General features: G+C 56.1%; 21 protein-coding genes and 5 pseudogenes. 6 read left to right on the top strand and 20 right to left on the bottom strand.

The features are described 5' to 3' along the window. Nucleotides 1–548: phospholipase A2 family protein (locus AA309_RS28690; protein ID WP_047192434.1), on the bottom strand; the 548-nt coding region annotated here is incomplete at its 3' end. A gap of 171 nt (nt 549–719) precedes the next feature. Here AA309_RS28690 and AA309_RS28685 point away from each other — a divergent pair. Next, entirely contained in the window at nt 720–845 is a 126-nt protein-coding gene (locus tag AA309_RS28685) for a hypothetical protein (RefSeq protein WP_342027991.1), read from the top strand. 214 nt (nt 846–1,059) lie between these two features. Here the strand turns inward: AA309_RS28685 and AA309_RS36945 are convergent. Both AA309_RS36945 and AA309_RS36940 read right to left on the bottom strand, forming a co-directional pair. Continuing rightward, a pseudogene (locus AA309_RS36945) lies at nt 1,060–1,350 on the bottom strand (transposase); the annotation flags it as partial. Nucleotides 1,351–1,438: 88 nt separating this feature from the next. Further along, nucleotides 1,439–1,766, bottom strand: a pseudogene (locus tag AA309_RS36940) (transposase); the annotation flags it as partial. Between the two features lie 490 nt (nt 1,767–2,256). Between AA309_RS36940 and AA309_RS28675 the strand changes: the two are divergent. Together AA309_RS28675 and AA309_RS28670 are read left to right on the top strand one after the other, a co-directional pair. After that, nucleotides 2,257–3,039 (top strand): ABC transporter permease, encoded by a 783-nt coding sequence (locus AA309_RS28675; RefSeq protein ID WP_150117818.1) that lies wholly within the window; start codon nt 2,257–2,259, stop codon nt 3,037–3,039. Nucleotides 3,040–3,071: 32 nt separating this feature from the next. Then, entirely contained in the window at nt 3,072–3,896 is an 825-nt protein-coding gene (locus tag AA309_RS28670; protein WP_084731772.1) for an ABC transporter ATP-binding protein, read from the top strand. Between the two features lie 219 nt (nt 3,897–4,115). Here AA309_RS28670 and AA309_RS28665 read toward each other — a convergent pair. After that, a pseudogene (locus AA309_RS28665) lies at nt 4,116–4,325 on the bottom strand (transposase); the annotation flags it as partial. Nucleotides 4,326–4,410: 85 nt separating this feature from the next. On the opposite strand from AA309_RS28665, the gene AA309_RS33720 reads away from it, so the two are divergent. Further along, a protein-coding gene (locus AA309_RS33720) for an IS630 family transposase (protein WP_244470528.1) occupies nt 4,411–5,362 on the top strand; the annotation gives its coding sequence in 2 pieces (ribosomal slippage) (nt 4,411–4,746 and nt 4,748–5,362; 951 coding nt in all). Here AA309_RS33720 and AA309_RS28650 read toward each other — a convergent pair. From AA309_RS28650 to AA309_RS34765, 11 genes and pseudogenes are all read right to left on the bottom strand, one after another. Further along, on the bottom strand, nt 5,329–5,916 hold the full coding sequence (locus tag AA309_RS28650; RefSeq protein ID WP_084731770.1) for a helix-turn-helix domain-containing protein: 588 nt from the start codon (nt 5,914–5,916) through the stop codon (nt 5,329–5,331). The two genes, AA309_RS33720 and AA309_RS28650, sit on opposite strands and share 34 nt — an antisense overlap. Nucleotides 5,917–6,002: 86 nt before the next feature. After that, complete coding sequence (locus tag AA309_RS28645; RefSeq protein WP_047192428.1) at nt 6,003–7,031, bottom strand: glycosyltransferase family protein; 1,029 nt, start codon at nt 7,029–7,031, stop codon at nt 6,003–6,005. Between the two features lie 11 nt (nt 7,032–7,042). After that, nucleotides 7,043–10,393 (bottom strand): class I SAM-dependent methyltransferase, encoded by a 3,351-nt coding sequence (locus tag AA309_RS32650; protein ID WP_052955069.1) that lies wholly within the window; start codon nt 10,391–10,393, stop codon nt 7,043–7,045. A 565-nt stretch (nt 10,394–10,958) separates the two neighbouring features. After that, nucleotides 10,959–11,210, bottom strand: a pseudogene (locus AA309_RS37930) (DDE-type integrase/transposase/recombinase); the annotation flags it as partial. A gap of 88 nt (nt 11,211–11,298) precedes the next feature. After that, nucleotides 11,299–12,732, bottom strand: coding sequence for a glycosyltransferase domain-containing protein (locus AA309_RS33710; RefSeq protein WP_160310565.1), 1,434 nt, complete (start codon nt 12,730–12,732; stop codon nt 11,299–11,301). Between the two features lie 407 nt (nt 12,733–13,139). Further along, nucleotides 13,140–13,991, bottom strand: coding sequence for a hypothetical protein (locus tag AA309_RS28625; protein ID WP_150117817.1), 852 nt, complete (start codon nt 13,989–13,991; stop codon nt 13,140–13,142). Between the two features lie 147 nt (nt 13,992–14,138). After that, complete coding sequence (rfbA, locus tag AA309_RS28620; protein ID WP_047192425.1) at nt 14,139–15,047, bottom strand: glucose-1-phosphate thymidylyltransferase RfbA; 909 nt, start codon at nt 15,045–15,047, stop codon at nt 14,139–14,141. Then, complete coding sequence (rfbD, locus tag AA309_RS28615; RefSeq protein WP_047192424.1) at nt 15,044–15,952, bottom strand: dTDP-4-dehydrorhamnose reductase; 909 nt, start codon at nt 15,950–15,952, stop codon at nt 15,044–15,046. The genes rfbA and rfbD overlap by 4 nt, the downstream gene beginning before the upstream one ends. A gap of 14 nt (nt 15,953–15,966) precedes the next feature. After that, on the bottom strand, nt 15,967–16,521 hold the full coding sequence (gene rfbC / locus AA309_RS28610; RefSeq protein WP_047192423.1) for a dTDP-4-dehydrorhamnose 3,5-epimerase: 555 nt from the start codon (nt 16,519–16,521) through the stop codon (nt 15,967–15,969). A gap of 62 nt (nt 16,522–16,583) precedes the next feature. After that, nucleotides 16,584–17,645: a dTDP-glucose 4,6-dehydratase gene (gene rfbB / locus AA309_RS28605; RefSeq protein WP_047192422.1), complete on the bottom strand. Its 1,062-nt coding sequence runs from the start codon at nt 17,643–17,645 to the stop codon at nt 16,584–16,586. A 43-nt stretch (nt 17,646–17,688) separates the two neighbouring features. After that, nucleotides 17,689–17,901, bottom strand: coding sequence for a hypothetical protein (locus tag AA309_RS34765; protein ID WP_150117816.1), 213 nt, complete (start codon nt 17,899–17,901; stop codon nt 17,689–17,691). Between the two features lie 379 nt (nt 17,902–18,280). Between AA309_RS34765 and AA309_RS28600 the strand changes: the two genes are divergently transcribed. Then, nucleotides 18,281–19,225, top strand: a complete 945-nt coding sequence (locus AA309_RS28600; RefSeq protein ID WP_052955067.1) for a glycosyltransferase family protein — start codon at nt 18,281–18,283, stop codon at nt 19,223–19,225. A 30-nt stretch (nt 19,226–19,255) separates the two neighbouring features. On the opposite strand, the pseudogene AA309_RS33705 reads toward AA309_RS28600, so the two are convergent. The 5 genes and pseudogenes from AA309_RS33705 to AA309_RS28575 form a co-directional block, all read right to left on the bottom strand. Then, a pseudogene (locus AA309_RS33705) lies at nt 19,256–20,208 on the bottom strand (IS630 family transposase). A 525-nt stretch (nt 20,209–20,733) separates the two neighbouring features. Continuing rightward, nucleotides 20,734–22,182, bottom strand: coding sequence for a phosphomannomutase (locus AA309_RS28585; protein ID WP_047192436.1), 1,449 nt, complete (start codon nt 22,180–22,182; stop codon nt 20,734–20,736). 207 nt (nt 22,183–22,389) lie between these two features. Next, complete coding sequence (locus AA309_RS34760; protein WP_150117815.1) at nt 22,390–22,611, bottom strand: glycosyltransferase family protein; 222 nt, start codon at nt 22,609–22,611, stop codon at nt 22,390–22,392. A 30-nt stretch (nt 22,612–22,641) separates the two neighbouring features. Further along, on the bottom strand, nt 22,642–22,785 hold the full coding sequence (locus tag AA309_RS35520) for a hypothetical protein (RefSeq protein ID WP_160310564.1): 144 nt from the start codon (nt 22,783–22,785) through the stop codon (nt 22,642–22,644). A gap of 245 nt (nt 22,786–23,030) precedes the next feature. Then, nucleotides 23,031–23,954 (bottom strand): hypothetical protein, encoded by a 924-nt coding sequence (locus AA309_RS28575; protein WP_052955065.1) that lies wholly within the window; start codon nt 23,952–23,954, stop codon nt 23,031–23,033. Between the two features lie 1,349 nt (nt 23,955–25,303). On the opposite strand from AA309_RS28575, the gene AA309_RS28570 reads away from it, so the two are divergent. Beyond that, nucleotides 25,304–25,842 (top strand): CHRD domain-containing protein (locus tag AA309_RS28570; protein ID WP_047192420.1); only part of this gene is annotated, 539 nt, incomplete at its 3' end.

The following is a 25,842-nucleotide window of genomic DNA, read 5'->3' as shown; positions in this document are numbered from 1 at the left end:
CTGAAGTAGAAGACGTCGTCGACAAGAATGTCCAAGTCGCGAAGATTGATCCCTGCCAAAGTGCCTTGAGCATATTCTAGTAAATTATCGTAGAGATCGAGCGCTGCGGCAATTTCGTTGGGCTCCGGATTGATGCCACCTTTCTGCAAATTGTCCAGCGCGTCTTGGGCAAGAAGCGCCTCCTCGCCCGGCAGGAAGAGTTCAGGATGGCCATACCGGTTTTTGATTTGGTCGATCAGGGCAAGCTGTGTCGCGCCCGCATAAAGGTGAGCTTCAACGGACAGTTGGGCGTCGGACAGCTGTGCGATACCACGGATCAACTGCAGGTCGGCCTGGGCCAGGACGAGCGGGTCTGAGGATGTGCGGTAGACTTGATCGTGGGCGCGATACAGCGCATCCAGATCGTCAGCGGGTGTGGTCGTCAGGGGCGGCACCTCTCCAGGTTGAAGAACGTGCCCGTCGGAGTAATTCGGCCCACCATACTCGCCATAGGTCGGAATGATTATATTGTAAGGACTTTGGACGGTCACAAGCCAGTTGATCGACATGTATTCCTCCCGGCAGCATCTGCTTAAACCTAGAAAGTGGCAAAACGCTTCCTGGATAATGTATGTTCCTGGCCCATAAGCCGGACCTAGTCCTGGAGTGCGTCCCGCGAGATAGACAGATCGGCAGTGAGGAATGGACCGGGGCTATTGGGCTTTCGGAGACTGAAACCCATGGCAAAGCACCGCACCCACAGCATCGAATTCAAGCGCCAGGTCGCGCAGCACTATCTGGCCGGCGAGCCCCTGCACGGACCGGCCAAGCGCCACGACCTGTCGCGCAACCTGATCCGGGGCTGAATCCAGAAATACGAGGCCGGCGCCCTTGACGAGGACAAGGCTGCGGCCGAGCTGCTCTAAAGGTATAAGAATAGCTTGCTGCCATCGAGTGGCCGTGGTGCCAGCTTGGACGCGGATACCAGGACCTCCGGTGCAGGTGGCCGGCAGCCAGGGATGATGAGACTTGTGCGCGGGTGGCGAAACCGCGGCCTTGATCGGCTGTGAGAGGTGCCCTCTACGTCTCTTCTCCCAGACCAGGACTTGCTTCGGGAAAGATACTGCTGGCGAATCCATCATGCGCCCATTGAAGCGCCATGAGCTTGGTGAATGCGGATTGACGGGTTTGCGCGAGCGATGCGCCACTAACCCAAGCGCCAATGCGGATGAGGTTCATGGCAGCCACCGTCAGCACGTGTTGCAGATGCGTTTTGGCGAGACCGATGTAGCGGGAGCGCCGCAGATGCAGGACCCGGACGCCCGCCGAGATTGTTCCCTCAATTCCAGTTCGCCGCAGATATTCTCGTGCGAAGGTTGGCTGCGCTTCACGGACCCGAGCGGCCTCAAGGGTCTCATGATCCTTCTCGCGGGTGTAGCGTGAGCAGACGCCGGTGTCCTTCCGTGCCTCCTGCCACGAGGCGGCCGCGGAACTCGCTCAGAACAGAAGCAACGCAGATACTTCCAATCGATGCGGCTGTGGACAGCATCGGCCGCACGCCGGTCGGACAGGTTCTCAGCGAACTGGAGCAGGGTCACCAGCGCCAGCCGCCATGGGCATTCCGCCGGTTGTCCGCAAGGGGCGAAGAGAGGTGCGAACTGGGCGTCGGTGATCGTCCCGAGGCGGTCGCGCAAGAGCAGATAGGGATTGCCATGGGGAAAGGCCGCGCGGGCAACGGTTGCCGTCGAAGCTGGAACATCCCCACTCACGGTCGGGCGGAGCGACATGGCACTCTCCAGGTCTGGACTCAAGCCCCCACAGCCTGAACGCCGACCCCGCCTCAATCGCTCCAACCCATTCGCCAGCAGTATCTTCTCCGACGCAAGTCGACTCGTGATGCGATTGATGTAGCGTTTCACGACACCGGTGTTAATGGCCAGCCTGCAGAGCTGACTGGTGTATCCTTCTGGTTTATTTTATAAGGTTTTGAATCTAGCTGAGGCTACTCCTTATATTTCAGGAAATACGTTTCGCCTGATCGCGCCCAAATTTGTTCTATTTCGGGTTCTATGGTCGCGGACTTCATCAAGGTACAGATGCTTCAAAGAGGTTGACCCGTCAAACGTCCGAAGCTAGGGGTCTTTCGGAAATAGAGGCAGCAAGCATCGGTAGCTTACGTTTCTATGGCGGTAATGAGACACCTAAGCTTCGCCTGCCCCTTGAACGTGACCTAATGATCGATTGTGCCTTATCTTGTTAGTTTCTATTCGCACAGCCATGAGAGACGCACTGCTTGATATGATTGAGGGCCTAAAGCGAGGGGATCTTTGGGTCTCTTTGGGTTGGCATGACGTCAAACAGCGTTATCGCCGCTCAACCTTGGGCCCTTTCTGGATTACGCTTGCCACGCTGATCATGGTCAGTGGAATGACGTTGGTTTATGCAGGCTTATTCCGGCAAGAACTCGCAGCATTTCTGCCATTGGTTGCTTCCGGCCTCGTAATATGGGGCTTTATCTCTGGCTGTATAAGCGAGGGCGTAAACGTCTTCATCGGGGCAAGTTCGACGATCAAACAGGTTCCCGCACCACTCACAATTCATGTTTTTCGACTTGTTTGGACGCAGTTCATCTACTTTCTTCATAATATTGTGATTATTGTGCTTGCAATTGTGATCACGGGTATTCCTGTGACGCCAGTCATGCTGTTGGCCTTTCCTGCCCTGCTCCTTCTGATTGCAAACCTCACTTGGATGTGCCTCCTGCTTGGAGCCATTGGAGCTCGGTTCCGGGATGTGCCTCTTATCGTACAATCGTTCATGGCCGCGCTATTCATGATTACACCGGTCCTGTGGCAGCCAAGCTTTTTGCCGCCTGATCGTCGATGGGTAGCCTTCCTCAATCCGTTTACGTACCTTGTTGAAATTCTTAGAGCCCCGCTCTTGGGAACTGTACCTCCTTTCTCCATATGGGTGATCGCTTTGATCATGGCATTTGCGGGATGCATCTGTGCCGCTGTGTTGTATGGGCGGTCTCGAACACAAATCGCGTTTTGGGTTTAGGGGCAAGGAATGCCCAATTAGGTTAAATTACTATGGCCGTTGTCGAAGCATATGATCTTGGGGTCCGCTACCCAGTGCTGACTGCCTCAGCAAGATCTCTTAAGAACAAGATCCTCTCACGGACAACTGGAGGACGAATTGCGGGCAACAGTGCCGGATTCGTGGAGGTTCAAGCTCTATCAGAGGTGAATTTTACGTTCCACCCTGGGGATCGGGTAGCGCTTATTGGGCATAATGGAAGTGGCAAAAGCACTCTTCTGCGGGTGTTGGCTGGTATTTACCATCCAACGTCAGGCAAGATTCGCATGGAGGGCCGAGTTGCAGCACTGTTCGACGCCGGCTTTGGAATGGACTTCGATGCAACAGGCTACGAAAACATTGTCTTGCGTGCCAAGTACTTAGGCATTCCGCGCTCAGAGATCGACCGACGCATGGACGAAATCGTAAGGTTCTCTGAACTCGGGGAGTTCATGGAAATGCCGATTAGAACCTACTCGCTGGGCATGACAGCTCGCCTTGCCTTCGCGATTTCAACCTCGGTTGAGGCTGATATTCTCTTGGTTGATGAAGGCATTAGCGCCGGAGATGCTGCCTTTATGGCCAAAGCCGATAGGCGTCTTCGCAACTTCATTGACCGTTCTCAGATTGTTGTTTTTGCGTCCCACGATCAGAGGACAATGATGAGCCTGTGTACACGCGGAGTAGTTCTGCAAAGTGGCAAGCTCTTGTTTGATGGTCCAGTTGGCGATGCATATGCTTACTACGATAAGCTCGTTGGGATAGCGATCCCAGCTAGTGAGAGCGTCAGAGCAGGCTCGGAGAATTCAGACAGCCGGATAAGTGAAGTTTCTGCCTGACTCGGGTCAGAATACCTGCCGCACAGAATAAACGATGAGAAAGAGACCGCGCCGGGACCATTCTCCGACCGTTCAGGGCCCAAAGTGGCCCTGGACTTGCATCACTCGAAGCAAGTCCCAACTCTCGATGAAGGCCGTTGAGGCGCGCGAAACGTCCTTGTGCTTCCTGCCTGCTGGCAAGGGAGAGGTGCTCACAGCACTCATACCAAGTCCCTCTGATCAGAACTCATGGGCCCAATCCCGCAGGCCGATGGACATGATGGTCCAAAGCTGGTCGACGAGCTTGTTCCAGGCGTCACAGCAATGATCGAGGATGTCCGGGTAGGATGTGAACACTCGATTGGAGATCCAGTTCTCTCTCATGAACTGCCAGATGTTCTCGACTGGGTTGAGCTCAGGTGCTTGAGCGGGCAGCGGCACTAGAGCAACGGCAGTTCTGACGGAATCGTTAGGGCTATGCGGTGTGGCGGCTTCGTGATTCACTCATCTTGGCTCTCTTTGGAGGAGATGAGCGATGACCAAGTCCTACTCGCTGGATCTGCGCCGCCGGGTAGCGCGCCTTGTCGAGGCGGGGCACTCCTGCCATGCCGCGGCCCGACACTTTGACGTGTCGGTCGCCTTCGTGGTCCGGCTTATGGCTGCCTATCGGGCCACCGGTAGCCTGGCGCCCAAGCCGGAGGGTGGCTGGCGCTACTCCAAGCTCGATCCGCATCGCGAATTCCTCCTCCAACGTGTCGCCGAGAAGGGCGATATCACTATGCCGCAACTCGCTGCTGAATTGGCTGCCCGCGGCACCAAGGTCATGCCCGCCTCCATCGCGCGCTGGTTCATTCGCCAAGGCTACAGCTTCAAAAAAAACGCTGCGGGCCAGCGAACAAGGACGCTCCGATGTGCGCCAGGCCCGCGATCATTGGCGCACAAAGCGTCAGCCCCGCATGCGCCAAGAACCGCACCGGCTCGTCTTTCTCGATGAGACCGGTACCTCAACCAAGATGACACGCCTGCGCGGCCGCTGTCCCAAGGGGCAGCGTCTGTACGCCAAGGCGCCGTTCGGCCATTGGCTGACCCAAACCTTCATCGCGGGCCTGCGCTGCTACGGGCTCACAGCACCGTGGGTGATCGATGGGCCGATGACCCGGCAGATCTTCGAGATCTATGTTGAGACACAGCTCGCCCCGACCTTGTCGAAAGGCGACGTGGTCATCCTCGACAACCTGCCGGCGCATAAGAGTGCGAAAGCCGAGATGGCCGTACAGGCTCGTGGCGCGTGGCTCCTGTTCCTGCCGCCCTACAGTCCTGACTTGAACCCGGTTGAGCAGGTCTTCTCACAGATCAAAGCGCACTTGCGCAAAGCCGAAGCCCGAACCAGCGAGGCGCTCTGGCGAGCGATCGGCGATATCTGCGATCTCGTTGAGCCTGAGGCGTGCCGCAACTACTTCACCGCCGCCGGATACGGATTCGTCTGAATGCCCGCTGCTCTAGCGGCTTGCCGCTGGCCTCGTCTGTCGCGATCGCCGCCACACGCGCGGGGAAGGCTTTTTAAAAGCAGCCACAGCGGCGTCGCTCTTTTCATGATGGCGCGGCGGACAGACAGCTTACGATAGCCAAGCGCACAGACTTCCCGGCTCAAGGTCTGTTTCGAGACCGGTAGGCGGTACTCGTCCCAGAGCCACTGGATCAGATCCACCAGACGCCAGCGCATCACTCCATGGACCGCCGGGATCGGACCTGCCTCAATCATCTGGAACAGGTGCTGGCGATGGCGATCAGTCAGCCTCGAGGGCTGGCCAGGGGGCTTGCGGTCGATGAGGCCCTCAGGTCCGTGAGCGTTGAACTTGAGCACCCAGTCGCGCACGATCTGCAACGTCACGCCGCCAATGCCTGCCGCCTCAGTGCGGGAGGCTCCCTCATAGATAGCCGCAAGCGCCAGAAGCCGTCGGGCCTGCGGGGCATTCTTCGTCCGTCTCGCGAGCGTGCGAAGTTGGGGCGCATCGAAGTCAGAGCGGAGTGGGATCGGCATGGCGAACCTCCCTGGTTCGCCAAACTGAATCACATCGGCGCAGCTCAGAGGATATACACGCGAGTCACGCCTTCAGAGACTTGGTATCAGAGGCTATCCAACAACATTCGGCGGTGTGCTCTCCCCCCCTCATCACCAAGCGCACTCGCAATGATCTCGTGCGCAGCCTTCCGCAGGCGGAGTACTTCATCACGGTCCTTGGTTAATCGTCGCATGGCCTCATAGAATGCGTTTATCGTGGGCTTGACATAGAGAGCTGGAAGATCCTGCCCATTAGCCGTTCGGTACGCCTCGATATCCGTCAAGATTGAGGCAAGCCCAACACCAGAGTATTCCATCCACTTAATATTGCTTTTTGCGCGATTGAATGACGTATCAGCAAGCGGTGCAAGACCTACATCAAGGTCATTCATACTTTGAAGCCACGTGGCAAACAGTGGGTAACTGCCGGCTGCACCGTCGGGCACAGGTAATTCGACTGTACCAGTAGTGTGCGACACCCGCCTCAGCCCGATGAGGTAGAGTTCAACATCCGCGCCAAACTCGTTCCTGAGCCTTCGAAAGCCTGGCGCGATGAGCTCCTCATAATCCGCTTGGTGAGACGGTGTCCCGGCGTAGACAAAGCGAACGGGGCCACCTGAGCGCGGCACGATAGGATGAGCTCGCCAGATTCGCGGATCGAGGCGATTTGGCACCACCACTACCTCACACGCTAAGGGGCGATAGCGCTCCGCGAGCACCTCTGTGGAAACCCAGACCTGATCCGCGGCAGCAAGCATGCCGCGGACGACCTCAACAAGCCCCGCATAGGCGTGCTTCTCAGGGTGATCGTCTCCCAAGGCTAAGAGATCATCGTCGATATCATAGACGAGCTTTGTTCCAGTTCGTTCACAGTAGTCCCGGAGCCGCTCCAACTCCGCTACCGTTCGGGCTGACGTGCGTTGCATAACAACGATGTCGCCGCGCACCGCGCTTAATTGAGCGAGCGGTACGAAGCGAACGTTGATTGCAGACGTAATCAATCGATCGGTGAAGGGCAGAATCAAGCGCCAATAGGCGCAAGCTGTCGGAGCCCCAGTTTCATAAAGTTCAGGAACAATGAGCACACGAAGCATAAGGGCCAATCTCAACGCGAGTTTTCGTTACGGCTTGCTGCGGCGCTGGAAGAATACGCCCCTACAAATCTGCCATAAGGAATGACATTACCTCCCTGCCCATCCTCATTATCATGTCTATGCCCGTCTTCGTTCAAAGAAATCGGCGCAACGTTGGCTTCAATTGAGCGTCGGATTGATTGAAACAGGCGAACCAAGTCACTAGGCTGGTCTGACAGATCATAGAGCCAGCACCATTGTAAATTCTGAGCGCGCTCAGTCAAAGCTCCGATACGCGGTACCACTAGGGGACGCCCTGACCGGATACCCTCGCTAAGGGTAAAACTATAGGTCTCGGGCGATCTCTGTGTGAAGAAGATGAGGTGCGGATCATATTTATCAATCATGGTATCGACATCGAAAGCCTTGTATGGGCCCGTTACCGATAAGGTGACGTTCCCACGGGCCATCAAAGCCGCACCTAAAACGTCACCGATGACAACAAGGCTGATTTTGACATTGGCTCGCGCGAACTCGTCGATGCAGCGCTGGAGGAACTGACGTCCCTTTTGGTCATTGAGAAAGCCAAGCACTGCGATCCGGAGGGGGGCCCCCGAGGAGAGTGCCGGAACTGTGACCTTTCGCGATGAAGCGTCGCTTAGGTCCTCATGCGGCACAACAATGTAATGCCCCTCAGGGACGTATCGCCTCATCCGAGCCGCCACATCTTTGCTTGGACAGATGACACGTGTCGCATGAGCGATGAGATCGCGTCCCTTCTCTCGCCACCAGATGATGTCGCGTGATAAGGGCTTGGGCTCGCAACTCAGGCACGCGAGACAGCCAGCTTCATCGGGCTCCCCGCAGTAGCCTTCGTCTGGCCGCCACAGGTTAACCCGCGGACATATAAGCGTATAGTCGTGAATAGTGAGATCGTAGGGAAGCCCCAGCTGCAATAAAATATCTTGAATTTGGTCCTGAAACCCAATGATATGATGAACATGAATACGGGTTACACCAAAGGACTTAATAAAATCAACAAATTCCTTGAGATCCGCTGCGGAAACAATCTCGTCAAACCTGAAATCTCCATCGATTACGCTCAACGCTGCGTTGATTCCTTCTTGACCACTGGTGATTTTGAGAATAACGACGGCAATATTGGAGGAAAGCTGCTCGGCGAGGCTCAAAGCATGCTTTTCTGTACCACCACCCCAGTCGTGCAGCATAAAGAGCACAACCGGCCGATTATTGCGCTGCACCCGTGCAGCAACGGCAGCCAATCTCATTGGGCGGGCGGGGTCTTGTTGAACCCAATCTGCTACTGCTTTTTCGTAGTGTGGATAGCGATCTCGAATGATTTGCGCCGCCCGAGCCTTGCCCGGGCTCGATGTCGCGCCGAAGCTTGTTTCTCCAACATGATAAACGAATACATCTCCCGCGAGAATATTTCGTCCTCCATGAGCCTGCACCCGCAAACAGAAGTCGTTTTCTTCGCCATATCCAAGCCCGAACGCTTTAGCGTCAAACAAGCCGATTTGACGAAGAGCAGCTCGCTTGATGTACATGCAAAAGCCAACCGCCGTAGGGATATCGACAGAATTGCCCTGATTAGCTTGACTGAATGCTGTGTCGAGGCCAGTGACAGTATCTCCGGATGCTAGGTTAGGATCTCCCGGCAATGCCGGGAAGCTACAAATCGTGGCATTGTTAGAAAATGGCGTGACCGTCGCAATTGTTGGCTCCGCATATGCTTGAGCCGCAAGACGATCTATCCAATTGCCTGATACTTCCGTGTCACTGTTGAGAAGGATAACATCGTTCGTGTTCGAATATGTCATCCCGCGGTTGACGCTAAGCACGAACCCTTGATTTTGCTCGTTGACGAGGACAGTAAGTCGGTCATCCTGCTTAAGCGTTTCAAGATATGCTTGCATATCGTCTTCTGGTCCACGGTCGTCGATTACGATGATTTGGCCAAGACAGTGATTCTCGACAATCGAATCAAGCACAGAATCGATGCAGCGCTTCGTTTCAGCCACTCCTCGATAAACAGGAATGATAACATCAACCTGGACCTCAGCGGCCGGAAGGTTTGTGGGACGAGGTAAGTCGCGGATCCTTATACTCGCGTCGATGATCTCGGCCGCTGCCTCAGAGGCTTGTTGCGCTGAGGCTACGACTCTGAATCCACGCTTGATTCCGCTGAAACCTTCTCGCTGGTAAAGCTTCACGGCTCGATAAAGAGTTTTTTTAATGCCCCCCCCGAGTCGGACAGCAGGACCGGCAAGTCTGAACACCTGTTTTACGTGCAGAATGTGGCGCATGATGCTGCGAGCGAGCTGCGTCCAACGCCAGCTTCTTGTGTGGTAAATGGCGCCAATCCGCTCGTCCCGCTCCAACACGGACCGCTCAAGGGCACCAATCCGCTCGTCCCGCTCCAACACGGACCGCTCAAGGGCAGCTGCCTGTCTTATAGACGCGCACTCAGCCTCCGCCAAGACCTCTATTCGAGCTTCGAGAGAGGCGATCTTTTGTATGTTCGCCTCCAGCAACTCGTTGCGGCGCGCAGCATCCCTTGTGAGCTCTTCCTCACGATAAGCCCCAATCCAACGAGTACCTAAATGGTTAAAGCGCTCGCGCACTCTACTTGTTGCGATGGCGTCGAGGCCGCAGAGCCGCTGAACCACTTCGGGAGCTTCAGGGCCGACGGCCAGAATGCCGAGGCCATGCTCATGAAGGAACTCAAACGAGGGATAGCGCTGTGTCAGCTCACTCCAAAACTGCCAAACGCCGAAATCGCGTCCCCGCTCGTTAGTATCGTGGAATAGAACGACACCACGCCGGGATAACTTGGGCAACCAATTCTGAAAGTCACGACTGACGGCTTCATAGGTATGAAGTCCATCAATATGCAACAGGTCGATAGAGCCATTCGAGAAATGGTCGAGCGCGCCATCAAAGGTTTGTTTCAACAGCCGTGAGAAGGCGCCATAATTTGCGTCATGAAATTTAAGGAGATCGGAGTAGACATCATCTCCGTAGATAGCACTGCCGCGCTGACCTGCATGCTCGTCACCCTCCCATGTGTCAACAGCATAGCATTTTGTATCAAGCTGCTGACGCCGCACAGCCTCGCAAAAAGCTGCATAAGAGACCCCATGATGGGTTCCGAGTTCGACAAGCAATTTGGGACGGATGGTCGCCACAATCCAATGCGCAAACGGTACGTGCCCCCACCAAGCGCTTGCTTTTCCCAGACGCTTTGGTGACCAAAAAAGGGGGTCAGCAGCAGGTGTGATAAGCGCGTCAATGGGGGTAGTAGGCTCGATCAATCGATCAGGCAAAGCATCTACGGTGGCAGCGTTATTGGTGGGCAACATCGTGTTCCATTCTGGATGAGCTAAATGCCTGACGAGAGGTGAACTCGTTTTGCTTCAAGAAACACAGGCTTCCTATATTAAACCCGGCCCTCTACACCATCACGCCACGAATTTCAACGTGAGCCCCTGCGTGTTCTGTAATAGAATAGTAGGTTTTTATCCTACCTGGCTTTGGCCGGAACCATCATGTCCCAAGTTCCGGCGTCCTTGGGGGAGATGGCCTTACGAGACCAGTTGATCGGGTATGACGCGCGGGCGTCTGGCACGCTTGCATCGCCCCTCGGAGCGTCTCTGTACCCTGCCGACAAGCTTGATCGGTGTCCCTCTTCTAAGCCTCCCTAGTGCTTCGTCACTGACGGGTGATGCCGAAATCTGGTCCGACGTGCGATGCTGCTCCGATGGGCAAGATCGAACGCATTGAGATTCCTGCCGCTGATCGGGATCGCTTGGAGAGCTTGGTCCGCGACCGCAACACACCCCAGAAGGTCGTCTGGCGGGCTCGGATTGTTCTGCTCTGCTGGCTGGCGAGGGCCTGCGCGCCACCGCAGTGGCCGCCCGCGTCGTCCACCTCACGTTGCACCCGCCCGTTGAAGCGCTCCACGAGGCCGTTGGTTTGCGGCGTATAGGGCTTGGTCCTGCGGTGCTCCACCTTCAGCTTGCGGCAGGCCGCATCAAAACGATCGGCGGTGAAGCACGAGCCTCCGTCAGTGAGCACGTGGGTGATCTTGAACGGGCAAGCGGCGATTGCCTCCTTGAAAAAGGCGATCGCGCTTCTCGCCAGCTCGTCGTCCTTGACGGCTAGATGCACCCAGCGCGAGCCTATATGCAAGAGGATATGAGCCTACCTCAGGATGGTCCCACTCACCCCCCACGACTTAGGGTGAGACTTTGTTTCCCCACGTTGTTCAAAGCGTGCGCTTTCGTATAACTGCTATCGCATCTGCGCCAAGATCAGACGCATTGTAATCCATTGAATCATAGAAACTGATAGATTCAACATGATCCTTAATGTAGCGGACTTCGGCGTCGGACATAAATGCACCCGTAACCTCCCGCCCTGAAGCAATGCTCCTGAGGAAATCAAGTGTTCTCAGGCCACCCTCTGGCTCAAAGCGTGAGGGCTGGCAATGAAGATCCTCAATAATATACAGTCCACCAGGCTCAAGTTCTTGAAAGAGAAAACCTAAAGATATTTGCTGATGTGGAGATGCATGAAGGCCATCATCGATTATAACCCTAATAGGTTGGGAGCATCGCTCAAGCACTCGAGCTAAATCCTTAACCTTTGATTGGTCCCCTCTTGTGAACTTTATTCTCCCGTCCTCGACAGCAGTGAAATCTTGGATATCAAAACCGTGGATTTCTGCTTTGGAGAAATAGTCCCGCCACATATTCAATGACGGCGCATAACTGAACGGCCCTTCCGGGCTTTTAGCTTGTATATCGTGACCAAGGATTCCGATTTCGAGGAGAGTTAGGTCCTCGGCTCGCAAAGGGCTTAGATACTTTTCATAAACTCGAGAATAAAAGTGACGGTTGTAGTACAGGCGCCCTTTATCGGAACGATACTTATTCGCAAGCCTCTCTAACTCGAATGTACTGTGATATCGCAGAGGGCGATTCTCTCGCCTTCCATACTTAGCATAATGCTGTGCTGGTTCTACGCCTGCCCGAGCAACATCAGGGTTCAACCAAAGATAAAGGTCGGGATCGAAGCCATAAGGTAAACGCTGGTTATAATTTGGCCAAGAAAAGATAGGATTCGATAACAAGTCTAATTCGAGAGCTTTGTATCGGAGTTCGTGTCTCCTAGAGTTGAATTGAAAAGCCAGTTGATCTCTTTTAGAGAAGCGCAGCACGTGCGCGTACCAGTCCTCACCGTGAGCTATCACCTGAGCATCATTATGATTGCGAAGTAGGAAGGTCCCAGCCACCAATCCAGCGTGAGGCGACAACCCTCGGGACTTGTAAAAGTCCATTTGCTCTCGTACTCGGGCTTCATCATCCATTTGCCCAGCGATTACCTCTTCAGCTTCTTCATAAGTGCAATCACGCCATGGATGCTTGAAACAATAGAAATGTGTATCTCCTACCCCATAGCTTTCACTGATTTCCTCTGGCCGCTGCTTGAGAATGACTGAGTTATCTATGTAGATCGAACGGTCATAATCTCTAAGAAAGTGGTGCGGCAGGAGCTTTGGCCTGCGGCTCTCTCGTGATGCGTCAAGGCCTTGGGTAACTATCTTCTGAACCTGCCACGTTTCCGACTTCAGATCAGAGCGGTCAGTGAAGCAGACAAAGTCCCAATTCGAGTTTGCTGATATTGGTTGCTCGTTCAAAACTTCATAGTGCCCGAATAGACAAGTATATACGACCTGTTTCGGGGCGGTCCGTCGAAACGTTTTAGTTATTGAAGATCTCACGTTGAGCCCGGGTAAATCTGCAGAAGTTTAGGGAGCTACTTGCTAGTTCCCCTATGTCGCAGAAGCATCCTGTCCATTCAACCGATAAATTTAGGCTGCTAGCCATCCTTCAGAACGTGATGCCTCCAGCTCTGGCCGAGAAGATCGAGCAGGCTGCGGCGGCGGGCCTGTTCCCGCCCGATCCGCAACAAGATCAACATGATGGTGTTCGGTGCCGTCACCTACGCGGTGGCAGGCCCTGTGGCCCAAGCGATCACGACAGTGCTGGGATAGAGCGACGCGGAGCGTGACGATTTCTGGCGCTTTTGCGCTGGCTTGTAGCCTTAGGCGCTTCGCAGGAGACGGGAGAGAAGCCGCCGGGGGGTAGCCCAGAACGACTGCCGCAAGGGCATATACTCACGCACCAAGGTGTCAAACTCTGCGAGCACGACGGTATCGGAAGATGCCTTGGCTATGTCGCTCATGATAGCTAGGGCAAGTTGCCACCGAGGCCCGCCGAAATCAGTAGCGGCTCTCTCCACCATCTCAATAATATCTGACAGGTGATCCGACACGAGCAAGTAGGGATACTCGCCACCTAGATAGTGTGCGGCGTCTCCATCACTTGCCACAATGATAATAGGCGATTGGCATCGAGCTGCCAGGAAGCCCTTCGTGAATGGCTTGAAGCCGTCCCACGGGTTGTTCTGCCGCACAGCATAGTGACAGTTGTAGAGAGGTAGCTCTCTAATCCACTGGCTCAGGTCAGAGCCTGATTCGTGGAACTGCACATGCGCTGCGAGATCAGCGCGGTGCTTAGCATTATGCAACCCGCCGAAATAACCGACCCGAAATGCGTGCTTTTGGGGGGGAACGGTCCGAATGCGCGTATCAACGAGGTGCGTCACATGAACGGTGCGCTTATGCGGGTAGGCTGCCCGGTAGGCCGCAGTCTGCTTGTGTGATGATGCTATCAGGGCGTCGAAAATTTCGACAAGCTCCGGGTTCTCCGGGTGATCCACGTAGTCGGCAATCAGAATGTTTCCCTGTTCCTTGAGGCGCAGCAGGTCATCTGAGCATGACTTCAGCAAGAAACCTTTTGTCAGGATGACAATGCTGTCTCTCTGGGCGGGGGCCTCAGAAAAAGAGACGTCGATCCCCCTAGGGGCATAGAACTCCGCCACCAGCTTTGCCATGAGCCTACCGCGTAACAGAGTAGACCCCCAGGAGGCAGTCGCCTCATGGCTTAGAAATACTATGTTTCGCAACGTGAGCTCCACTGCCTCGAGAATAACAGTGCTGGTTATTGGGGGTGATGCCATGAATGAACCATGGCTTCTAAGTTACTGTGCAGCAACAGTTTTGGCGCTGAGATTTGAGGTGCCTGCCTCTCTGGCAATCCGCATCAGATAGCGTCCATAGTCGCTCTTCCCGAGCCTCTCGCCGAGGCGCGCCAACTCATCGGAGGTGAGATATCCGAGCAAGAAGGCAATTTCTTCCGGGCACGCAATCCGGAGACCCTGCCGCTGCTCGAGAGCCCGGACGAAGGCACTCGCATCAATCAGGCTCTCGTGGGTTCCGGTGTCAAGCCAAGCGAAACCGCGCCCCATACGCTCGACGTTGAGGTCACCCCGCTCGAGATAGACCCGGTTGATATCCGTGATCTCTAATTCACCACGCGCGGACGGTTTGATATTGGCAGCTATATCGACCACTGTCTCATCATAGAAGTAAAGACCAGTGACAGCCCAGTGTGAGCGTGGGCGCTGGGGTTTTTCCTCGATAGAGATGGCCCGACCAGCTTGGTCGAATTCGACAACGCCATAGCGCTCAGGATCATTGACGTAATAGCCAAAGACCGTCGCGCCATGTCGGCGTCCGCGCGCGGCACTCAAGAGTTCTGGCAGGCCATGGCCATAGAAAATGTTATCGCCCAGGACGAGAGCCGATGGCTCACCACGCACGAAGTCAGCGCCAATATGATAGGCCTGCGCCAGTCCCTCCGGTTTTGGCTGGACGGCATAGGTGAACTCGAGCCCCCACTGCGAGCCGTCACCGAGCAATCGCTGAAACTGCGGCATATCATGCGGCGTCGAAATGATCAGGATCTCACGAACGCCCGCGAGCATCAGCACGCTGAGGGGATAGTAGATCATCGGCTTGTCATAGACCGGCAGAAGCTGCTTCGACGTGACAAGCGTCAGGGGATGAAGACGAGTGCCGCTCCCCCCCGCCAGGATGATGCCCTTCATTTTGCTATTCCTTCAATCGAATGGTGCTCTACGAGCCGTGCGACGCAGGTGGTGAGAGAGATTTGCCAGTCCGGCAACTTCACGCCGTGAGCCTCGAAGAGCTTGGTGCAGTCAAGCCGAGAGTTGGCGGGTCGCTGTGCGGGAGTCGGGTATTCCGCTGTGCTGATCGGTCTAACCCGGGCAAAGGGTCCTCCCCGCGACCGGGCCTGTTCAAGGATGCGTGCGGCGAAGTCAGCCCACGTCGTATCTCCAGCCCCCGCCATGTGAAAGATGCCCCGGAGGCGATCACTGGTGGGCCGTTCTAAAAGATTGCGGCAAACCACCACAATTCCATCAGCGATGTCGTGGGCGCTTGTTGGCGACCCGCGCTGATCGGAGACGATTGCAAGTTCGCCCCGCGTCTCGGCCAGTCGCAGCATGGTCTTGACGAAGTTTTTTCCAAAGGGGCTGTAGACCCAAGCCGTTCGGAGAATGACATGATTTCGCGTTGCAGCGCGCACGGCTTGCTCACCCAAAAGCTTGGAGCGCCCATACGCACTGACCGGCCCCACCGGATCAGTCTCGCGGTAGGGTCGATCGAGCAATCCATCGAACACGTAGTCGGTCGAAAGGTGAACAACAGGAACATTCAAGGCGGCGGCAACGGCTGCGACAGCCGCCGCCCCTTGGCCATTGATGGCCATCGCGAGTTCTGGTCCACTTTCAGCCTGGTCGACAGCCGTATAGGCCGCCGCGTTGACGATGATATCTGGTGCGGCCGCTTGGATCGCCCCAGAGACTGTGCCTGGATGAAGGAGGTCGAGATGAGGGCGACCGACCGCGATGACGGAGACGCCTGCAGCAGCTCCCCGCTCAAGGAGCGCCCGCACGACTTGGCCTTCCGTCCCAGTGACGACAATCCGCATGCCCTGGCTCTCGCTTAGTCGAAGTACTGTGGAAGATCGGCCAGGCGAGGGTGGCGACGATCCTTGTCAGACAGAACGGCGGCTTCACGCGTAACGGGCCATTCAAGGCCGAGCGCCGGATCATCCCAAGCGAGACCGTGGTCGTGCGCTGCTGAATAGTAGGCGGTGACCTTATAGAGGACTTCCGTATTCGGCTCCAGGGTGCAGAAACCATGCGCAAAGCCGATGGGGACCAGAAGCTGTAGGCCATTCTCGGCCGAGAGGTCCACAGCCACATGTTGCCCGTAAGTGGGCGAGGACCGCCGAATATCCACGGCGACATCGATGATTCGCCCCCGGATCACGCGAATGAGCTTATCCTGAGCGAAGGGGGAGCTTTGGAAATGAAGCCCACGCACTGTTCCGGGCTCCACGGACAGCGAGTGGTTATCCTGGACAAAGTTGAGGTGAATACCAGCCTGAGCAAACTTCTCAAGATTATAGACCTCTGAGAAAAAGCCGCGGTGGTCGCCAAAGCGTGCCGGCTTCACGATCTTCACGTCTGAAATAGCCGTGGGATAAACTTCCACTGTACCCTCCGCGGAGCTGTCTTCAAGCTAACCGGATTGCCGCCAGGCTCTTATTGCGGTGTCTAAACGGCAACGCCGAGGCGCTCGCCCTGATAAACGCCCGTACGCACCCGTTCCCACCAGTGGCGGTTGGCGAGATACCACTCGACGGTTTTGCGCAGGCCGGTCTCGAAGGTTTCCTCAGGACGCCAGCCAAGATCACGCTCGATTTTTGAGGCGTCGATGGCATACCGCAAATCATGTCCCGGACGGTCGGTCACATAGGTAATGAGATTTTCCCGCGGACCGATGGTCGGGTCGGGAGCCAGTTCATCGACCAAGGCACAGATGGCGCGCACCACATCGATGTTGCGGCGTTCGTTGTGCCCGCCGATGGCATAGGTTTCTCCAGGGCGACCGTGCTCAGCGACGCGAACCAGTGCCCGAGCATGATCGTCCACGAAGAGCCAATCGCGCACGTTCTCTCCCTTGCCATAGACGGGAAGAGGCTTGCCCTCAAGCGCGTTGAGAATGATCAGCGGGATCAGCTTTTCAGGGAAGTGATAGGGACCATAATTGTTGGAGCAGTTCGTCACCAGGGTTGGCAGGCCATAGGTGTGGTGCCAGGCCCGGACAAAGTGGTCCGATGCGGCTTTCGAGGCAGAATAGGGCGAACTCGGCTGGTAAGGATAGTCTTCGTGGAAGAATCCCTCATCGCCCAGCGTCCCAAAGACTTCATCTGTCGAAATATGGTGGAAGCGGAACGAGGCCTGACGCTCACGAGAAAGCCCGCGCCAATAGCCGAGGGCTGCTTGGAGGAGAGTGTATGTGCCCACCACATTTGTCTGGACAAACTCCCCTGGCCCGTCGATCGAGCGGTCGACGTGGCTTTCGGCTGCCAAATGCATGATTACATCAGGCTGGAAATCGTCGAGGATGGAGTGCATTCGCTCAGCATCCGCAATATCGGCCTGCACGAAACCGTAGCGAGGACTGTTGGCGACGGGTTTCAACGAATCCAAATTGCCTGCATAGGTGAGCTTATCGACAACCAGCACCTGGTGCGATGTGTCGCGGATAAGCAGGCGGACAACAGACGAACCGATAAATCCGGCCCCGCCTGTAATAAGATACTTATTCACCATTGAATACTGCGCCGCTGTTCGGAGGATGCACACTGTGATTAGCTTAACCCGCGCGGCAGCTATCAAATTTGTCACCGGCACGCAAGCTGCTTGCGGCAACGTTATAAAAAACATTGTCCCAGAGCAACCGGGCCAAGGACACGCCACTCACAAGAAAGCAGGGGGTAAAGGCATGCACCTTAGAATAACCAGATCCTATTGCACGGGAAGCATCCCAGAAGACCCGCACACGCGTCACATCAACTACTTTAGCCATTCATATCTCATCTGGGCGCATCTTTCAGATCTGCAATTCTCTCCTATACCACCTACAAGGAGAGGCGATTTGAAGACATTGCGTGTCACTTCAGCTCGGCAGCATTGCATGGTGGATACTGAATAGAACCTTGCTGCGGCTCAGGGTTTTTGCCTCGCAGCCCAACGGAATGCACCATCATGTGACACTTCGCTACGGAGGCTAGTCCGCTGCGATCACTGTTCAGGTGAGGCTGGCCTCTGTTACTGCTACTCCCATCAACCGGTGTTTCACGGTAGAAACGCAAAGACCGACCTGCTAGCACCTTGAGTCTCAGCCAGATCCGGTAGAACTAACAGAGCGCCCCATTTGGAGCGCCGACGAGACCGAGATATCACCAATGAGTTCACGCATTCGAACAACGACCGCCGCTGGTGTAGTTGCGTTCAATCCGGACGCCAATACGATTCTGCCATTGGTTAGGTCAGTTATTCGTGATGTTGACTACGTCTTTGTGTTCGTCAACGCGATCATTGATCATGCAATCACTGTTCAGCTTGAACAGCTAGCGCCTCGGTGCCAAGTCATCAAGTCAGAGTATAACCTGGGCGTGGCGGAAGCCTTGAATATCATCGCGCTGCACTCAATGCTTCACGGCTGCGACCACGTTGTCCTTTTTGATCAGGACTCGCGCCCCCCTGAGAGCCTGATCCCTGCGCTCCGCAAGTCACTGGATAGCCTGATAGAGGCCGGCAACCGAGTTGCCGTTATTGGACCAGAGATCATCGCGCCCCGGGAACGAAGTCACGAATTCAAGAGCCCACGCTACTTTCGCAAAAAGGATATCGTGCCAAAGGATGATCTCATCCCTGTCCACTACGTCATCACATCAGGCTCACTGATCGACCTCCGTGCGTTCCGAGACATTGGCAAGTTCCGCAGCGACTTTTTTATTGATGCAATTGACACCGAATGGTGCTTCCGCGCTTGGTCCAAAGGCTATTCATGCTGGTTTGATTCAAATCTGCCGATGGAGCATACAATCGGAGAAGGAGCAGTACGCTCAAAAGTTTTCGGAATTCGCTTTCCGCATCAGAGCCCAATGCGGATGTATTGCTATTTTCGAAACCAGGTTGCCAGCATCCTCCTGCCCCATGTTCCAGTGGAGTGGAAAATCAAGTTCGGCATTCATATCTCTGCTCTAGCAGTTTCAATGGTGGCTCACTTTAAATTCTCCCCCGCACTAATTCATCATATCGCACGAGCCATGTGGAATGGCTTTAGAGGACGCCTTGGACCTCCTCCGGGAGCTGTTCGTGCAGCGGTCTGTCTCAATCGCAAATAGACTTACCTCGCCTTCTAAAGCATCGGACGATTACACGGGCGCATATCCAGCAGCCCTGAGATAGTTCCAGCATTCCTCTGGCTCGAAGAGGTTGCAGACGTCACCGAGGGTGCGCCAGAGGGCGTCAAAGGTTCGGGTCTCGGCTTTGCGCAGATGCGCTTTGATCTTAGAGAAGGCTTGCTCAATCGGATTGAGATCGGGCGAATAGGCAGGCAGAAACAGAAACCAGGCACCTCTTTGCTTCAGACACTGCGCGGCCTTCTCGCTCTTATGGACCGCGAGGTTGTCGAGGATCACGACATCGCCCTTCGCCAGCGTCGGCGCCAGCTGCGTCTCAATGTAGGTGTCAAACGCCGACCGGGTGATCGGGCCATCGATGATCCACGGCGCGCTCAGCTCATGACCGCGCAGGCCCGCGATGAAGGTGTGGGTATTCCAAGGACCGAAGGGAGCGCTTGCGCGTAGTCGCGGGCCCTTGGGACTGCGCCCGCGCAGGCGCGTCATCTTGGTGTTGACGTAAGTCTCATCGAGAAACACCAAGCGGTGCGGCTGTTGGCGCATGCGGGCTTGACGTTGGCCCGCCCAGACCCGACGCTCCTCACGCACATCGGCGCGTGCGCACTCCGCGGCCATGAGGCATTTTTTATATGAGAAGCCACGCCGGCACAGGAAGCGCGAGAGCATCGCGGGAGCCGCGACGATCCCGTGCTGCGCCCGCAGCCGAGCAGCCAGTTCGGGCATGGTGATGTCGGGCTTGGCCTCGACCGTGTCGATCAGGAAGGCCTCATAGGGCACCAGCTTGCCGCGTCCGGGCGGCTCTGGCGGGCCGGCGCCGGCGATCCGAACTGCCGCTGGCGCTGCATCAGCTTGATGGCACAGCTCTCACTGACCCCGAAGTGCTGGGCTGCCGCCCGGCAGGAATGACCAGCCTCCACAAAGGCCGCGACCCGCACGCGCAGATCTAAGGAGTAGCTCTGGGTCATGATCCACCTCCTGTCTCCAAAAGTGAATCACAGATTCGTCCAGACCGAAACCTCTCGAATCCGTCTTTCAGTCCAATGCTCTAGGTCGAGCTCCTCGCGGATTGCAATCTCGCCACTCCGGGCCGGTGCCGCCGGCTGGGATCGCTTGGGAGGATCCGCTATAGCTGAGGAATACCCGTCTGCTCCCAGAGTTATGAGGCATCCACACAGGACGCCCCCAATCCTGAGAGTAGAGTGACGTCGCATAGACACCTTCCAAACCTGAGCGCACGCATGACCAGCAAGTCGCTGACCTAGGCAGGTCCACCCGGGTCCATATGATAACTGCAAAGGATTCCAGACGGCCCTCAGGGGTGCCATGCGAGCCTCACTCACCGCTGCGCTCTTGTGACGAACCTATACCGCCAACATAAGATGGTGTCCGGATCTATTGCCGATTCTACTCGTCTGATCACGTTGGTGTCACGCTCTCGCAAACTGAACCAACGCCCTCGAACGAGAACTCTCCGCCCGAATGGACGCTTCCTATGACATACCCGGTTGAGTGGAGCGCTCTGCCGTTGCAAGCCCCCACTCCAGGAGGCTGTTCGCCCGTTCCTGGGTGGCGGCTTCCACATAAACGCGCAATTCCGGAGCATTGCCCGAGGGGCGGAAATGAACGACCTCTCCGTTCTTTGCTATGATGCGAAGGCCATCGCTGTTGTTGGTTGCCGCCACACCGCCGAGAGGGGCCAGCAAGTCGGCCAGGAATGCCTCGTCTTTCTGCAGTTTCGAGACGAAAGCGGCGCTCTTTTCCGTCGCCACGTTCTTCAACCGGTTGCTTGCTGCAGCCTTGAAAGCGAAGCCCGCGCCGACCTCCGCCAACGGCTTGCCCTGCTCCATCACCGATGCGAGAGCGCAGAGGATGGGCAGCATGGCATCGCGCGTGGGAAGTGCTGCGAGCCTGCGCCCATCGCGCTCGATCTCCGAGCCGAGCAGAACACCGCCATTAGCCTCGAAGCCCACGATGGCGCGCGCGCCAGAGCGCGCCGCTTCGCCCATGCCCTCGATTACATAAGGCGAGCCCACACGGGTGCGAATGACGTTCTTGAACGCGCCGGATGCTTCAAGGGCGGAATTGGACGTGACGGGCGTCACGATGACATCAGCCTCGAGGTATTTGGCCGTGATGGCACCGACGAGATCACCGCGTAGGAACACACCAATTCCATCGGAGATCAGCGGACGATCCGCATCGCCATCAGTGGAGACGATGGCATCGAGCTTCTGCTCGCCAGCCCATTGCTTGGCGAGGATCTCATCCTCCTCACGTAGGGCTTCCGTGTCAACGGGGATGAAGCTCGTCGCCCGCCCGAGCGGCACGGCGCGGGCACCAAGCCTTTCGAGCATTTGCACGATGACGTCCCGCGCGACGGACGAATGCTGATAGACACCGACTGTGAGGCCGGACAGCGTCCCTGCTCCGAAGAAATCCTGGTAACGCTGCTGGTAGGCCGCGATGAGATCAATCTCAGGTTTCGCCGCCTGAAGGTCGCGCGCGCTTGCAGGCACGGTGGTGATGTTGAGCGTCTCGTGCCACGCGAGGATGGAAGCCTCGTCCTTCTTATCAATCTCACCTTGAGCCCGGTAGAATTTCAGGCCGTTGCGATCCTCAGGGATGTGGCTGCCGGTGACCATGATGGCGGGCAGGCCGAAGCGCAGGCCGTGATGGGCGAGAGCCGGGGTGGGAAGCGCGCCGCAATCGAGCGGTACTACGCCGGCCTCTTTCAGGGCCGCGCAGCAGAGCTGCGCGATGCTCGGGCTGCTCTCGCGCAGATCGCGGCCCACCAGCACGATGTTCTTCGATGCAGCGGCGGAACCGTCTTCCTTCAGCATCTCCGCGAAGGCACGCGTGTAAGCGAAGGCTGGCACGCCATTGAGTTCCACGACAAGACCGCGCAGTCCGCTGGTGCCAAACTTTAGGGAAGATGACATCGTTCCTGGAACCGTATTCATTTCTCTTTTGCCTGTTTGCGTGTCTATGCGTGTTCGAACGCCGCTTACATTAGATCTGCAGGATAGTTGAGAAGGGAGCAGGCTAGGTCAATACGCCGTCAGGGCTAGCGCTGCCCCTCGGCGATCGACAGGAGATACTGCCCGTAGCTGCTCTTCGCGAGGGACACTCTGAGGTCCCCGACATGCTCACGGCTGATCCAGCCGACATTGAAGGCGATTTCCTGAGGGCAAGCAATGCGAAAGCCCTGGTGCTGCTCTAGCGTGCACGAAGTCTGCCGCCTCAATGAGCGCATCCGGCGTGCCCGTATCGAGCCAGACAAAGCCACGGCCCGTCTTGAGGTAGGTACGGTTCACATCCATGATCTTGAGTTCACCTCGGGCGGAGAGCTTGAGGCAGGATGCGATCACCCCAACCTGTGCATCCTAGACGAAGGCCTGTCACCGCCCGATGGATGTGGGCTGCGCCGGCTGCTCCTTGTTCGAGACCGCCCTGCCCTCACGGTCGGAGCCGGCGACGCAGTAATGGGCCGGATCGCCCACGTGATAGGCGAAGGTGGTCCCGCTTTGAGAGCGGCGGGACATAGAGCGCGTAGGCGGCTTTTCGTTATTAGAGGACGCACCATCGATATGGCTCAGAAAATGGTTAAACGTCGAGAGAAACTCGATGCCCGCTCGTGACAGCCCATAAGACGGTGACCGAGACTTCCACGCTTGGTATCTCTAAACGTCTGTTGGAAAATAGGTTGTTACCCCAATCTGTAGGGGCCCACGACGAGCAAGGCACCGGATGCAGCGCTGACAGGTAGTTTTATGCGGGCTGATGACAGTTACGCTATGAAACCGTCACCCAAGGGTAGCCGGCCCTCATAGACACCGTACTGCAAGAAATGCGTCAGCGGATTGATGCCTGCGGCAGCCACATCTGGATTGGCGGCCAAGTAGGCATCAGTGTCGAACCACACACTGGGGTCGCGGCCCTCTCGCCAGCCATAGGTATCGTAATGATCGAGCGGATTAACGCCAGCCGCGGCTACATCGCTATAGATTTGCAGGTAGTCGCTTGTGTCAAAATAGGCACTCGGATCACGGCCCTCTCGCCAGCCATAGGTGTCATAATGGTCACGCGGATCGGGGGGGCCGAAAAATCCGACATCCGGGTTTCCAAGGAGATAATACTCAAAGTCGAATGAATTTGGCGCAATGTCAGGACCGATCGTTGCGTAGATCTCGCGGCCCTCTGCGGCTCCATAAACAAGGTAATGTTCAAGCGGGTTGATGCCCGCTGCGGCGACATCTGGATTTTGTTGGAGGTAGAGTTCGTTATCAAAGCCAATGCTGGGATCACGTCCCTCGCGCCAGCCCCATAGCCCGTAGTGGTCTAAGGGATTGATGCCTGCCAGATCGACATCGATATTGGCTGAGAGATAGCCATCGGTGCTGAAGAACGCGTTGGGGTCACGGCCTTCAAACCAGCCCCAAACGTCATAATGAAAATCAGGGTCGAGACCTGCAGCTGCAACGTCCGGATAGGTCTGCAAGTAAAACGCGTCGTCGACTAACAATGCATAATTTGGCGAGCGGGGGTAAAATCCGTCTATAACGAGATCAATGTCGTAGCCGTCGTCATAATAATCATAATAAACAACATCTATCGGGTATTCGTAATAGGAGAAGCCAAGAGCAAAGTCGTCAAAGAATTCCTCATAGTAAAATGGATCGTCGTAGTAGAACAAATCATCGTAATAGAACATTTCATCACCTCCGCATCTGGGCGCAGGCAGATAAAAAATACGCTTTTACTACAAAGGGAATAATACCATGGAGCCCAACAAGTGTCTCGGCAGTGGTTTGGGACAGATGTGGAAATTAAGGGGTAGCGGCCGCGCCAGCCATACAGCGTGGGGAATGTACGCGGCAATCCTCATGCTTATGGCAAGGACAGAATCTGGAACGCTTGACGATGGTTCGGCAAGCGCACCACCCCCGGGCTCATGGCCTTTATGCACACCCGGAAGTTGCGATGAAGAACTTTTTCTTAAACGGGTTTTAAGAGCAAGTTGCCTCGATGAGAGCGCAGCGTCCCTTGGCGGAGCCGAAGGAGGCATCCAATGCGTGGCGTCGTCCACGTCGATGTAATCGCGTAAGTGACTATCGTAAAAGACGAATGCGCCCTCGGGAAAGGCTGGTCCCTCATACCAGACCGCATCAATGTAACGGCCCCCCGTTTTTCCGTCCACACATCAAGCTTGGATCCATCTCTTGGGGCTGTTGCCAGCGGACGCCACTCACTCATCGGATACTCAAGATACGTTGCAGAACTCTGCAATCTCTGAAGGCCGAAAGCGGACTGGTGTCAATGACGGATCCGCAATCTCCGCGTTTAGCTCCCCAACCGAAGTATCTTCGCTAAAGCCGCTTCATCAGTTGCGCTGCCGCCATGACGCGTTGGGCATCTAGCAAGGTCCTCAGTTGCATCGTAGCGTGCCACCCACCGCTGGCAAGTTGTCCGCCGCATACCTTTTGGCGTGGGCGGCCGATCCCACTCATCCCGATCCTTGTCCCGGATGAGCCGCGCCTTGATCTGGCCCTTTGTCTGCCATGCTCGTCCAACAGGGGCGAGGAACTGAGAGACACAGGCCGCCCTGCGGTCCCAACCGTGCCCAGTCGCAAACAAGATGGTTGCAAGCGCGTGGTAGAACACTTGGGCTCGGCATTCGCTGGCATGTCAGATCGTGTACCATTGCAAGCCGTTCAAACGTCTGGGTGACATCAAAAAAGCCGCTGCCGACGACCAAAGCACGAGATCATTTGCGCCCTGTTTGAGCGCCGGCGCTATGACGACGCATCCAGGGTTAGACGAGATGGTGGATCTGTGCTGAGGCGCTGCGCAACACCGATTGGCTACTGCTAGGTGGCTCCAGCCTAATCCTCTTTAGATCTTGCCTTAAGCACGTCCCGTCGACGCTAATGGTAGGTTAGCAACAATAGTTGTCCCGGCCATCGGCTGCCGACTCGGCACCTGCTGATGAAGGTGCCGTTGGCAGTCCACTTAATCTGAGACTGGGGATTTAGGCTGGGGGCCTCGTGGGAGAGAACCGCCATGGCTACAGCATTTCGCGTTATCCTGACCGGAAATCAAGAAGCTCCTCCCAATGGCCCCGTTAGCTCGCCGGCCATTGGTCTTGGAACAGTGGTCTTTGATCCGACGACACAGACCGCAAGTTACTCGATCCGCTATACCGGCATCGATTTTGGATCAGCGGCTGGCCTTCCGGCTCAAACGCCGGATCCAGGGGATGATGTTATCAGCCACCATGTTCACAATGCACCGAGAGGACAGAATGGCTCTATTGTCTTCGGTCAGGTTAACCCGGCGCAAGACAACGATGATTTGTCAATCAACCTCAATCCTGACGGCTCATGGACAGTCAGTGGCCATTGGGAAAGCACCGATCCGGCCACGACCCCAATTTCGGCCTTCGCAAGTCAACTTGCCTCGGCTCAGGTTGGATCAGACGTGAGCCTCTACTTCAATGCCCATACGAATGAGTTCCCGAATGGCGAAATCCGCGGCCAGTGGGTCACCCTTGCTGATGACAGAGACCTTAGAGATCTAGTCGACGACGTCTTCTACTTCAG

Source organism: Microvirga vignae, assembly GCF_001017175.1.
GTDB classification, from domain to species: Bacteria; Pseudomonadota; Alphaproteobacteria; order Rhizobiales; family Beijerinckiaceae; genus Microvirga; species Microvirga vignae.
This window is presented reverse-complemented; position numbering and strand designations above follow the sequence as displayed.